Raw genomic sequence first — 13,292 nt, 5'->3', positions numbered from 1 at the left:
TTAGTTGGAAGAATTAAATTTAATCTTCCAAAATTACCATTCTAACTATGAGGCTAAATCTAACACTCACCACAGCCCTCATATTTTTCGGAATGCTGGCCTATGGCCAGTGTAGCCTGCTTAGCACAACCATCAGTGTAGATTTTAGTGCTGACGGGACTTGTGCGCCTGTAACAGTAAATACGTTTGAGGTGACATACACCTTCAATGCCCCTCAAAATCCAGCTGATATTCAGATTGAATTTCGATGGAATGATCCTGGAAATACGACAGAGACCATTTCTGGTGCTGGATTGACTGTCTCTAATGGGGATAGAACATACCAGGCTACAGCCTCACCATTCCCCTATCCAGATACCGGGCCTGAATGCTTTTTTGAGGCCCAGGCATTTATCATCGTAGCTGGAGATGAATGTGAATCTTCCGAGCAGACACAGATTGTTCCCTCCTGGAATGTCGATGATCAGAACGGTGGTATCATCGCCATCGATCCGGGAGCCTACAATGTCTGTGAGAATACGGCGATCAACAACGTATCCTTTACAGATGGATCTACCTTCAACTGTAACATTGCCGACCACCCGGACAATCCTAATCAGATTTCGCGTTGGACACAGTTTGTTTATGGAACAGATCCTGCCCCTGCTGTTGGAAGGATTAGAGATGTAACGCTGGAAGATGGCGGTACACAGGTGCTGACAGACGGAGCAGGTAATATCGCCGCACCAGATACCCGTGGTACTGCCGGCTTAATGGTCACAGCGGCCTATTTTGGACAGGTACTCGAAGTGCCATTTCCAGCGGATGTCCCAAACAATGTCTCATTGCCTATTTCTGCTCCTGCCAATGCGCTCAATGCAGTGGGAACTACTTTTGAAGTGACGCTTTTCAATTGGAATACCTGTAATCCATACAATGGCGACCCACTTAACCCAAACTACGAAGATGCGGTTTCTGAAATTGTCCAATTCACCATCATTCCACCGCCTGCGCCCTCTTATCAAGCGCGTGATGGTGGACCTGGCGGACCTGTACTAACTGAGTTTTGCATCGATTCGGATATCTATTTTGAAAATCTTACTGCAGGTGGACCGTATGATTACACCTGGGAGTTCTACGACGGACCAGCGGATACCGATTTACTTTTGAATACATCAACAGCTGTTAACCCTACTTACAATTTCAGTACAGGCGGTTCCAAGCTGGTAAGGCTGATTGCAACGGACCCGAATGCTGATGGTGTATGTGATGTAATATATGATGATGTTATAAGCCTCTCTCCTGACGCCATTGCAGACTTTGATTTCTACGATGCTGGCTTTACGACAACCATTGCTCCAGACTTTTGTCAGACAGGAGGAGATACATTCACGGTGGGATTCAGGGACAACACCACTCTGGTACCAAATACGGAGCTTCTTTATGAATTCTATGTTGAAGGAAATCCGCCCTCTAGCGGAACGCCAGATGATACCCAGCCACCCGGTGGGGTGTATACCTCTTCCAATATTCCTGATTTCACACGATCATATTCCAACGAAGAATATGTGATCGTTCGATTGATTGCAAGAAACACATCGACCCTATGCGGAAGTATATCTCAAGACACCATCTTCGTCTATGGGCAGCCTTTGCCTGATTTCACCACCAATGAAGCGTGTGCCGGAGAGCGCACTTCCTTTACCAACATTGCTAATGCTACTAGCCTCACCACTCAGGTGAATAATGATGAAGTAGATACCTGGGAATGGGATTTCAGCTATGATGGCTCATTCAACATTGAACTGCTTCGAACAGATAACACAGATTTTGACTGGTATCTTGACGGCACTGACATTGCCACCGGAGTGGAACCTGCTACTTCATCTGATGGTACCTATACCGTGGCTTTACGAATGACGACAGAAACCGGGGGATGTACAGATATCATAACCATGCCAGTGGTGGTAAATCCTAATCCTGACGCTCAATTTTCGCATAATGTGGGCGCGGAGGTTTGCCCTGGTGATATTGTAACCTTTGATAACTTATCGAGCAATGTGGGCCTTACGACCAATTACAGTTTAGAGGTGGCTCATCCCCCATCCGGATATTCCTCGTCCGATCCATTTCCTTTGGCGAGCCTTGATTTTGCGTTCGATAATCCGGACGATACCATTCGAACGTATCAAACTCAAATAAGAGCTGAAACTACGGATGGTTGTGTTACATTCAGTCCTATCCAAACCATAGAAGTGTCTCCAGACGAGGAAGCTGAATTCTCAGATCCATCATACGATTTCTTTGCTACCAACTGCTCTCCGTGGAACAGTACCATGATCGTTGACACGGAAACAGCGAGTCTAAATGCGGATGAATACACCTGGACGCTCATGGACCAGAATGGCGTTTTGGCAGGGTACCCGGTAACGATACAGGATTCAGATCCTGATTTCAATGAATTCGATTATCAGATTGTCAACACAAGCAGTACGATTATGAACTACCGGATGGTACTTGAAGCTGAAAAAGCAGGGGTTTGCATTTCCAATGACACGTTCAACATCCAAATCAGCCCACAACCAGATGCAGCGTTTACGTTAACCCGTGAAGATGAATGCGATCGAGTAAATATTACGCTTGAAGCAACTCAAAAGGGGCTGGCAAATTATGACTGGTCTTTCAACCCAGTACCAGACGCCACCTTTGATGCGGGAGATGAAGTTCAGGTTTCATTTAACCGGGAGGCGAATTCCGGTTCAGATTTCAATGCCACAATTACTTTAATCACAACCAATCTTGCATCATGTGAAAGTGATCCTGAGGTAGTAAATGAAACAATTGAGAAAGAGCGTCCTGCGGTTGTTGCAGATTTTACGATTGACCCAACCGAACTACAGCTTCCAGATAACACGATCACAATAACCAACAACAGCACCTCAGGAACTGGGATAACATACCTATGGGATTTTGGAGATGGCAACACTTCTACGGATCAGAACCCAGGAACCCATGAGTATAACCGTTTCGGCACCTACCAAATCACGTTAGAAGTAACGGATGATTTCTGTACGGTAGAGACTTCTCAATCACTCACCGTGTTTCCAACTGCTCCAGTTCTTGATTTTGAGGCGGATGTGTTAGAAGGCTGTGCACCCCTAACCGTGCAATTCACTAACCTTTCACAGTTTGCAGCACCGGGCGAATATCTATGGGAATTTGGCGATGGTAGTGTATCCAGGTCTGATAATCCGACACATACATTTTTTCAGGATGGAAATTTTACCGTAAGGTTGCGAGGAGAAAACGAGGTGGGAGAAACCTCAGAAATTGAAAAAGAGCAATACATAGATGTTTATGGAAGACCTTTCGCCGATTTCCTGGTTTCTGCCCGGGTGGTGTACATACCGGATCAGGAAGCTGTATTTAGAAACCTAAGTGAAAATGCTACCAACTTTCAGTGGGATTTTGGTGATGGAACAACATCCACTGAAGAAAGTCCAAGCCATGCCTATACCGAAGAAGGCTTTTATGATATCACCTTAATTGCTTCGAATGATTTTGGATGCGTTGACACGCTATTCCGATCAGCAGAAATAGAGGCCATCTCTGGCGGTCAGGTAAACACACCAAATGCCTTTACGCCAAGCCTGAATGGCCCAACGGGTGGTAATGTAGGGTCGAATGGGAATGATCCATCCAGAATCAATGATGTGTTTTTGCCGCGCCTTGAAGGGGTAGAAAGATTTCGAATGCTCATTTACAATAAGTGGGGCCAGTTGGTTTTTGAGAGCAACTCACAAGATGTTGGCTGGGACGGCTATTACCGAAATCAATTAGCGCCTTCCGGTGTGTATGTTTACAAACTGGAACTCAGATATTCAGACGGGAGAGATGTAATAAAAGTAGGAGATGTCACGCTGATACGATGAAGAAAATTCTTTTCTATATCACCCTTTCGCTCGTATGTGGCCTGTCGATAGGTCAGGATGCGCAGTACTCACAGTTTTACTCCAACCCACTTTATCTAAATCCGGCATTTGCCGGCACGGCAGCCAACACCCGAGCGGTGGTTATTCACCGGATTCAATGGCCTACCTTGCCACAGGCTTTCACCAACTCTACGGTCTCACTTGATTATAATGGAGATAATATCAACAGCGGTTTTGGAGTACTCATCCACCAGGACAGCCAGGGATCTGCGAGTCTACAAAACACCACCACCTCTTTTATTTATGCATACTCCGCAAATATCAATGATAAGGTTGTGATACGTCCAGCACTAAAATTCGGCTATGTGTTTAGAGATATAGATAGATCTAAACTGGTTCTTGGAGATCAGGTGGATTTTGGTGTAGATGGAACACCTTCACAAGATCCCCAGGTTAATTCCATCCGATTACAAAATTATTGGGACATTGGAACCGGAATATTGATTTACACGAAGAAAAATTGGTTTGGTGTGGCTATTGATCATCTCACTCAACCAAATCAATCGCTATTGGAAGGTACCGATAAGTTAGCGATACGTTATTCTTTTCATATCGGCAGCCGATACCCTCTTCAGAAGCTTATTCCTATCGGTACAATTGCTCCCACAATCGCACCAAGTATCTTATACCGTAGGCAAGGTGATTTCCAACAACTGGATGCCGGAGCTTCCGTCCATCTGCAGCCAGTCATTATTGGCCTTTATTATCGTGGAATGCCATTTATCAATGACTCTTTTGGTCGGATAAACCAGGATGCAATCATTCTTCAGGCCGGCGTAGAATATTACAATTTTGAGTTCAGCTACAGCTTCGACCTCAACCTTTCCAAGCTTGATCCGGTAGCGGGAGGTGGTGCACATGAGTTTTCACTGATTTATAACTTCAAGTTTCCCAGAAGCCGATACAAACCACCAAAATCACAACGAAAACTCAATTGCCCGGTGTTTGTACACAAACCGATTAACTGATCCTTCATGATCAAAAGAATGCGGTCACCTGCACATTTCCTGTATGAATGGTGGATGCATCTTCTGACTTACGTCCATTGTAGAGAAGCGACAACTGCATTCCCTTTGAGATTTTTTGTTGCCAGTTAAGCTGCCACGTTTGGTTCGTTCCTGGCTGCAGTGCGTCAAGTAGCAGGTATCCTAGATAAGAAGATGGATCACCCGTAAAATCGATTTGAACAATGGAAAAGGTACCCCGCAAAGAACCTTTCCCTGCTTGATTCCATGTCACCTCCGTTTTGTACACCTTCGATAAGGCTGATTCTAATGATGATTCTGTAAACTCATTTCGACGGGTTTTTCGCTCATAGCTCCCAATTAGTCGTAACACATTCGATGGTTGCCAGATCAATTGTGGACTGTAAGTGTATGTGATGATCTCAAAGTTTCGTGAGTCCAAATAATCAGATTGATTTAGCAAGTTGCCAAGCGAGGTAGTGACACGAATCGTATATTCAGAACCTAAATCAACTTTAGCGTTCGAAATCCATTCACTTTTTTCTCTCGTTTCAAACCCTTGCACCAAGAGCTGCTTATTATCGGATGTTTGATGCGTGAAGTCTCCGGCAAACCCTCTTCCGTTTCGATTGTAAAACAGGGTATATCTCTTCACATTTTGACTGGAAACCAGGTTCTCATCTCCCAAATCAAGGGTAAATGGATTTAAGCGATCACTATAGGATTCTGAAGTGGTTTTGTAATTGACATTGAAGTTGACATTGGCGGATAGTTTGGAGGCAAATTGTCTCAGCCCTCCATGACTTCTCCATTTGGCTGGAAATCGTGCATCAATCGTATGCAGGTAGAAGGTTTGAAAAGAGGTGATGTAATCGTCTGTAGGCGTAAAAATCTTTACATAATTACGTTCATCGGGATTGATTGCTTCAAAGAATTCGTTCAGATCCTGCACCCCATCGCCGTTGGTGTCACGCCAGGTATGGGTCCCCTCTCCTGTGGCCACAGGAAGATAAACGAACTCCCTTCGCAACTCCCGGCTATTTCCTGTGGAGTAAGAAAAGTTTGATCTCAGATTCCGATTCAGGAAGTTTTGAATCCAATTGATGCGCCCGTTTATCACCTCATCCTGTCCCAGGTTGAGATCGAGTTTATCTTCCACTTGTCGGTAATTGAAATCGGCCGTAACACTCCCTTTCTCTCCATTGATATTATAAGAAGCTCGCAGGTTTTTGGAGAAAAGGTAATCCACCATGCTTCCATTAACTGGACGTCTGTCACTTCTAAGCTGATAGCCAATTCGATAATTGGATTTGGATGAATCTGTGCTTGCCAAATAAACTTCATGTGCCCGATAGTGCATCAATGAGCTCACAACACTGTCACGTTGCTGAATTTCATTTTCGTCCATGTCAAACTGGTAGCCCGGAGCGATCCTCCATTTTCGATAGCTTAGATCCGACTTAGACCTCACCCATTCGGTGGTTCGATTTACCTGTTGATTTTCAAGCAAGAAGTGTGTGGAAACCAGCCTGACATTAGCAACTTCCTGATTAAAGTCGAGCGTATATTGCCAGCCATCAATAAATTCTGCACGCTTTCGACGATTCGCTGACATGATAAACCGATTTTCATTATTCTTTTCTATACCTGCTCTCGCAAAAAGGATTAAATCCTGAGACTGCTCATTTCTGTCAGGAGTATAATTCCAATCCCGATCAAACAGGATGGATCGGTAACGGTCTATAAAGGTGAAGTCCTCTTCATCAAGCTCCATTGCAAGAGAGCCCACCCATTTATAGCCAGATAGAGGTGCTGATCTACCGGAGGTTTGGATCGAGGTAAAATACGCCCTACTGGTGTTGTCGTTATCATCCACCGGTGAATAAAGATTTTGGTCTGTATTTGAAAAAGCTACTTCGCTTCTTACAGATTCATAATCTGATAACTGAACCTCTCCCCCCACCGTGATCATCTGACGACTATTGGGCAATGGAATAAACGCACCGGGTTCATAATTCCCTTGCAATTCGCCTCCCTGGGGCGATACCCATTCATAAACCCGACCATTCGCCGTAGTTTCCCTTAGCACATAGTTTCCATTACCAAATCCAACATCAGAGAAGGTTGGACTAAACAACTCAGCTGACGGATCAGTCGAATACTCAAATATTTCTTGTGGACCTCCATCCTGATCCACCGTATCTTTTTTGATATATAGAATGCGATTTTCAGAAAAACGAACCGAATCAAATCCGGTGACAAAAGCCTGATCCACATTATCACCTATAGCGCGCAGCTGGTCCAAATCCGTTTCATTTAAGCTAAAACCAAAACTGGTGTTTGGATTGTCTCGTTCTCGATAATAATTGGCAAATAGCCGAATCTTTTCATTTGATACCGATTGATAAGCTGAAAGATTCGTTCGGCTATAAAATTGCTCTGCATATTCAAAATCTACCCTTATGATAGAGAATTGAGTGATCACAATGTGATTGTTGAAGGTTATTTCACCCAGATTGTAATCGATCACGTAATCTCTATCAAACCCTCTCTCCAGCCTCACTCCATCCAAAAAAACTTTCTCCGAATTGGCCAGGACGATGATGAACCGCTCCCCATTCGGGCCTCTTAGCCTATAAGGGCCATTCAGCCCGTCTATGGGTTCTAAAACAGCCGAATTAAACTTCCCTTTAGACAAAGCCCCTGAGACCCGAGATTCATGTTTCCACTTGCCAGACTGTCCCCGATAGCTGGCCTGTAATCCCTGCACGTTTTTATAATATCTCAGAAAATAACCCGCATCGTCCGGTTGCTGAAGCACCACATCCCCAGCGGTTACATCAAAGCGATCATTGTAGAGTTTGATGAAAACATTGTCAAAATCTCTAATCTGCTGGGTATTACCTTCTGGCTGATAAGGCACATTTTGATCCGTAATAACAGCCGAAAGAAACAGGTTTTCATCCAGCTTGCCATCCATTTGCAGGTTGAGGCTTGAGTTCACAAACAAACTCTGGCGGTTACCAAAAGAAACACCACGCGTAATAGCTCCATACTTTTGAACCCCACCAAAATCAAAGAGTTCTTCTTTTTCAACTCCGGGATTTTGGTTAGAGATGATTGCAATCTCTCTGGAATCATCATAATCAGCTATATTCCTGTTTTGATATGTTTTGGTGAGCAAGGGGTTTAAGACACGATAACATACTTCAACTTCAGACTGTTGAGATATTACTTGGATTACTTGAGTTGAATCATTCCATTCATAGTTTGCTGACACAGTAATAGAACCAGGCTCAATTAGTACCGAATCAAGTTTGACCTGGGCATTAGATGGAATGGTTTTGCACTTTAGGTTTTGGCCGTTGAGACAAAATGAAACCAGTATGATTAGACTAGCTATCAGCCAGCGGCATGGAAATGAAAAAGGTAGTCCCTTCCCCGTGCTTTGATTCAAACCAAATATTTCCTCCCGCATTTTCAATTCCTTTTTTTGCTAAGGCCAGGCCTATTCCGCTACCTGTTGATTTTGTACTAAAATAGTTCAGGAATATCTTATCCTTCAATTCATCAGGTACTCCCCTGCCATTGTCCTCTACAGAAAGTAGCCCTTTACCTGACCGCTCTTCTAATGTGATCTGTATTTCCGCTTGCTTACTCTCCACAGACTGAATGGCATTCAAAACAATATTATTCAGTATTCTCCTGAAAATGTCTTTGTCTGCTTCTATATGAATACCAGCATCTACTTTTAGTTTAATCTTCACATCTTCAGCACGGTATAAGCCTACTACCTCCTTGATTAGCATTCCCAAATCAAAAACCTGATTATCCGGAGCAGGCATTTCCGCGAAAGCGGAAAATGACTCAGCGATCTGACTCAACGTGTCCACTTGGGTTAGCAGCGAGGTTAGTGTCTCATACTCTTTGGATTCAGCGTCGTGTTTTCTTAACATCTGCTGAATTTTTAGTTGCATAGGTGTAAGTGGATTTTTAATCTCATGAGCTACCTGCTTAGCAATCTCCTTCCAGGCCGTTTCTTTCTGACTCTTCGCCAAAGCCAGTTTACTGTCTTCCAGCTTTACTAACATCTGATTGTAATCTTTCACAAGAGATCCAATCTCATCCGAAGATTCGTACTCAATAGGTTTGTTCACCTCCTGAAGCGTGACTCTTCGAATCTTGGCTGCCACCATCCGAAGTGGATGAAGAAGGTTGTTCAATACTGCATTTCCGAATACGATCGCTATGATGAAAATAAATCCAAAAATGGTAATCAAATTGCCAAATACCTCAATTTGCTGACGCCTCAGGTGATTTTTTGAGTCGAAGAATGGCATAGCAATAAACCCAGCCACCTGATTATCAATGGTATTTACCACAGCATAGCAAACTTTATAATCCAGACTACCCACACTCTCATCTGCAATGATGCTCTGGTTCTCTTTGACCACCAATTCCTCAAATACAATCGGATTAATCAGATTTCCCTGAAGCTTAAGATTAAAAATTTCCGGCTGACTGGTAGCGATCAGGTAGCCTGATTCATTGTAGAAGCTCAGATCAGATTGAATATAGCTGCTGATCTCCGCCAGACGATACGCACCCACTTCATTGCTGACCTCTTCTATTTCATTCGAAAGAATCTCGGATATGTAAAGTGCCTGTTTGATGTAGCTTCGATTGATTTCTTCACGGTAAGACGTATTGAGAGTGTTTAGCAAGGCAAAACCCGTAATCAGCAAAGGAATGACAAAAGCCATCCCGAGGTAAAGCTGGATTTTACTGGTAAAATTGAGCTTGAGTCCATGTTCCATTGCCGAACTGCTCACACTAAAAAGCCCAAATGAAAAAAGCAGGAGGAGAAAGAAAAAGAAGAAATTGGTAAGCCTGTCTCGTGCTTCATACTTTCGCGAAATAATTAGAATCGTCCTTCCGTCATTAGTTTTTACGCCATAGTAGTGGCGCTCATTTTTTTCAATCCCCCTTTTATAAAGCGCTTCTCTCGCAAAATCCTCTTCAGTAGGCCATTCTCCCTGCCCAAATTTGCTACGATGAAACAAAATATCGTCACCAGCAAAAACTGCATAGTCAAAATCATTGGTCACTGAGAAGTACTTATTGTCTGTCAGCAGTGCCGGATACACACTGGTTGGTACCCGTTTTTTGATTTGCAGAATAATCAAACCGACAAGGTCACCCACATTTATCTTACAGATGTATTTAAAGTTCGTACCCTCATCTATAAAGTAGATATTCTCATAATCGGACTGATTTTGTAGTGTCAGCAGGCTATACTCTCGCGTGAATTGGGTATTCAATGAAAGTTGCTGGTAATCCTGAAAAACGATATCCAGGTCGTATTTATTGAAATATGGTGTTAGAAATTCACTTCTGATTCTTTCTTCTAACACCCTTCTGCTTCGCTCGCTAGCGATGAGTGCCAAGGTCTCATCAGACGAAAGTTTTCTTATGGTTTGATCGAGGTAATACTCGCCCAAAACATCTCTCTTCAAAAGCAGGTAGTTGGCAAACTTCTTTTTTGCATCCAGCTCTGCACCCTCTTCATATTTATAAATGCAGAATGCAAGCACCGCCGATACCCCCACACCGAAAATCAATATAAAAAGCAGATTAGCATAAGTAAATTCTCTGAAAGATTTACCCCATTGATAGCGGATAGAGATCAATAAAATCGAAACATGAACAACACTAAACGAAATCGACAATAGGTCTGCAAAAGCCATTAACACTGCTGCAATTAATGACCCAATGATGGCCTGGGAAATGAAGTGGCTTCTTCTTATTAGGTTGAGGGTGAGGTATGTAAAATAAAAATATCCAACGCAAGCAAGCAATATGCAGAGGTAAGCTACCACCCGGAGTACGGAAAATTGGATTGATTGTCCAACATCCAACGAAAGCTGGGAGTGACTAATGATGCTCCATGCCACATGAAGTACAACACCAGAAAGAATGGTATTGAAAGCACTCACACAAATAACCCCCCATTTAGATCTCTTAAGGTTTTGAAGGTAGTGTGCCGAAGCTAAAAGGATCAGGTTCAATATCAAACAGTTGATCAGTAGATCACCCAGTGTCGGATTAACCACAGAGGAAGTATACTTGATCGGGTCAAAAAGCTCGTATCTGAAGAGCAGTTGAAATGCATCAAATGCCAGGGTAAGGAACCGTAGAAACAGCAATCCTACACTTGATATCCAAAAGAGACGAATACTTTCCTGACTGAACTTCCAGTACTCTAAAAAAATGATGAATAGGATAACCACAGCGACCAGCACATCAATTAACCGGCTTGGCATCCACTCTACATCAAAATAGATTAGCTGATTGAAATGATATTCACCCGAGGTAGCAGACAGATTAGAAATTTGATCATAGAGTAGCGGACTATGGCGCTCATTCAGATACTGATTGGTGATTGAATATGCCTCTAGCAGCTGGTGACATGAAACATAAATACATGTTCCCTTCTCTAATTGCTGAACGAGAAATATTCCGAGATCATTTTCAACTATCTGAATGGTATCCTGTGTTAGGTTGGAAACGAATGGTCTGTTATCACTCCAATCATCCAACCTCCCGTTGCAGATTGAGCGCTTTCTAAAATCATTTGAAGTAGCCTTACCATCCCGCCAGTTCTGAAGATCCTCATATTGTATGGAGACGATTTTCTCAAAACCATCAATAGCCTTCTTGCTTTTTAGCTCCTCCCAATCAATAATAAAATGATTGATGGAAAAAGCAGCCAGGCATACAAAAAGTAGCAGAAATGAGACCCTGTGATTCACAAGCTTGAATATACAATAATCAAGCCTTTAATCCCTTCTAGCTCTTCCAAATGAGATAAAGAAAGATCACACGTGAATACCTGAAATTGAGTGGAAAAAGTAAAAGTGCAACTACAAGAATGGAAATTAAATACACATTCAATGGCGGATCGTCAAAGAAATAGTAAAGGACAAATGCTGTGACTAAGAATATTCCAGTAGAAAATCCGTAGCTCACATACATCGCTCCATAGAAGTTTCCGGGTTCTTTTTCATACCTCAAATTGCATTTTGGGCAATTGGTATGCATGGATGACATTTTCTTTAAGTTATATGGCGAGTGAGTAAAAATCTCACCCTCCTTGCACCGGGGGCATTTAGCCTTTAAGACGTTCGCTAAGACTGACACGTTTTGTTGTTTTACTGTATTTGTACCAAAGGAAAATCATCACAAAAACAACGATATAGGGAGTGAAGAACAGAAACATAATTCCATTGTTCAAGCCTTCAGCCATAGAAGTCTCTCCCGCACTCACATTGTTCTTTATTTGTGTCCGGCACATGGCGCACTGTGCCCAGTTTAACAATGGAACGAACAACGCTAAAACAAGAATGACGACCTTCCTCATTTTTAAAAGTAATATGGTTGGATCATGAAGTAAACGATTACACCAGTAATGGAAACATACAACCAAACCGGAAAAGTATATTTTACAATCATTTTATGTCGCGCAATCTGGTCAGTGAGTGCGTAATAAAATGCAAACAACACGAAAGGCACTACAAGTATTGACAGTAAAATATGACTTCCCAAAATAACCAAATACACTACCCTGCTGGTTCCAACCTCCAGCAATTCTTTCTCACTTAATTCTCCGTCGTGATTCAGGTCTCCAAATTTTACCGACTCAACACTCGAATGATAAAGCACATAGGAGATAAGAAACAACACGCCGAGAAAAAGAGCAGTAAACATGAAAGAACGATGAGCCTTAATGTTTCCCTTTTTTATAGAAACTAAAGCAGCTATCAACGTGACAACTGTCAGTGAATTAATAATAGCGTGTACCCCAGGCAGCATCTTCACCCAATCTCCGGTCATACTCAATTTCGCAGGAAAAAAGATCAAAAATGCTACAACCAGGGGGATAAGTATAGAGATCAAATATATAATCCTCAGGTAGACTTTGTTATCTGCTTGTTCCTTTGCCATAAGATTGTTGAAGTGTTAAAATATCCAACTCTGTGAGCAATTGGTCCACTCCTTCGCGGGTAAGTTCATACCCTCCCCAGAGTCCCTCACTGTTTATTAAAACAAGATCTACATCAGATTGATTGATGCAATCAAAAAAAGATGTTGATTTATACTCCAAGATAGCTTTGCGCTTATCAACGGCGTAGATAACCCGATTCATGTAGTTGGTTTCCACCAATGATAAAGAATCATTTTTAGAAACGACAGTTACCTCTTCGAATTGCTGGCATTCCAAAGGTATCTCAGCCATCAAGGCTAAAGAAAACCGATTGTCCCCGAATAACTGAAGAATGAGGTACCATGCGACTGG

At 42.7% G+C, this 13,292-nt stretch carries 8 protein-coding genes; 2 read left to right on the top strand and 6 right to left on the bottom strand.

The window, feature by feature from the left end:
• The first annotated feature begins 47 nt into the window (after nt 1-47).
• Both ACP14Y_RS17585 and ACP14Y_RS17580 read left to right on the top strand, forming a co-directional pair.
• Nucleotides 48-3,911, top strand: coding sequence for a PKD domain-containing protein (locus ACP14Y_RS17585; RefSeq protein ID WP_424964206.1), 3,864 nt, complete (start codon nt 48-50; stop codon nt 3,909-3,911).
• A complete protein-coding gene (locus ACP14Y_RS17580) occupies nt 3,908-4,939 on the top strand; it encodes a PorP/SprF family type IX secretion system membrane protein (protein ID WP_424964205.1) in 1,032 nt (343 codons plus the stop codon). Before ACP14Y_RS17585 ends, ACP14Y_RS17580 begins: the two co-directional genes overlap by 4 nt.
• Nucleotides 4,940-4,949: 10 nt before the next feature.
• Here the strand turns inward: ACP14Y_RS17580 and ACP14Y_RS17575 are convergent, their stop codons facing one another.
• The 6 genes from ACP14Y_RS17575 to ACP14Y_RS17550 form a co-directional block, all read right to left on the bottom strand.
• A complete protein-coding gene (locus ACP14Y_RS17575) occupies nt 4,950-8,414 on the bottom strand; it encodes a hypothetical protein (protein WP_424964204.1) in 3,465 nt (1,154 codons plus the stop codon).
• A complete protein-coding gene (locus ACP14Y_RS17570) occupies nt 8,332-11,748 on the bottom strand; it encodes a sensor histidine kinase (RefSeq protein WP_424964203.1) in 3,417 nt (1,138 codons plus the stop codon). The genes ACP14Y_RS17575 and ACP14Y_RS17570 overlap by 83 nt, the downstream gene beginning before the upstream one ends.
• A gap of 37 nt (nt 11,749-11,785) precedes the next feature.
• Entirely contained in the window at nt 11,786-12,037 is a 252-nt protein-coding gene (locus tag ACP14Y_RS17565; protein WP_424964202.1) for a DUF983 domain-containing protein, read from the bottom strand.
• A gap of 67 nt (nt 12,038-12,104) precedes the next feature.
• Entirely contained in the window at nt 12,105-12,356 is a 252-nt protein-coding gene (locus ACP14Y_RS17560) for a hypothetical protein (RefSeq protein WP_424964201.1), read from the bottom strand.
• Between the two features lie 2 nt (nt 12,357-12,358).
• A complete protein-coding gene (locus ACP14Y_RS17555) occupies nt 12,359-12,940 on the bottom strand; it encodes a DUF420 domain-containing protein (RefSeq protein WP_424964200.1) in 582 nt (193 codons plus the stop codon).
• A complete protein-coding gene (locus ACP14Y_RS17550) occupies nt 12,918-13,232 on the bottom strand; it encodes a hypothetical protein (protein ID WP_424964199.1) in 315 nt (104 codons plus the stop codon). The genes ACP14Y_RS17555 and ACP14Y_RS17550 overlap by 23 nt, the downstream gene beginning before the upstream one ends.
• Between the last annotated feature and the right edge of the window lie 60 nt (nt 13,233-13,292).

This window comes from Ekhidna sp., from assembly GCF_965247405.1.
Lineage (GTDB): Bacteria > Bacteroidota > Bacteroidia > Cytophagales > Cyclobacteriaceae > Ekhidna.
This window is presented reverse-complemented; position numbering and strand designations above follow the sequence as displayed.

Coding starts and splice junctions, on each gene's coding strand:
- ACP14Y_RS17550 (WP_424964199.1), bottom strand. CDS start 13,232: ATGGCTGAGATACCTTTGGAATGCCAGCAATTCGAAGAGGTAACTGTC.
- ACP14Y_RS17575 (WP_424964204.1), bottom strand. CDS start 8,414: ATGCGGGAGGAAATATTTGGTTTGAATCAAAGCACGGGGAAGGGACTA.
- ACP14Y_RS17585 (WP_424964206.1), top strand. CDS start 48: ATGAGGCTAAATCTAACACTCACCACAGCCCTCATATTTTTCGGAATG.
- ACP14Y_RS17555 (WP_424964200.1), bottom strand. CDS start 12,940: ATGGCAAAGGAACAAGCAGATAACAAAGTCTACCTGAGGATTATATAT.
- ACP14Y_RS17580 (WP_424964205.1), top strand. CDS start 3,908: ATGAAGAAAATTCTTTTCTATATCACCCTTTCGCTCGTATGTGGCCTG.
- ACP14Y_RS17560 (WP_424964201.1), bottom strand. CDS start 12,356: ATGAGGAAGGTCGTCATTCTTGTTTTAGCGTTGTTCGTTCCATTGTTA.
- ACP14Y_RS17565 (WP_424964202.1), bottom strand. CDS start 12,037: ATGCATACCAATTGCCCAAAATGCAATTTGAGGTATGAAAAAGAACCC.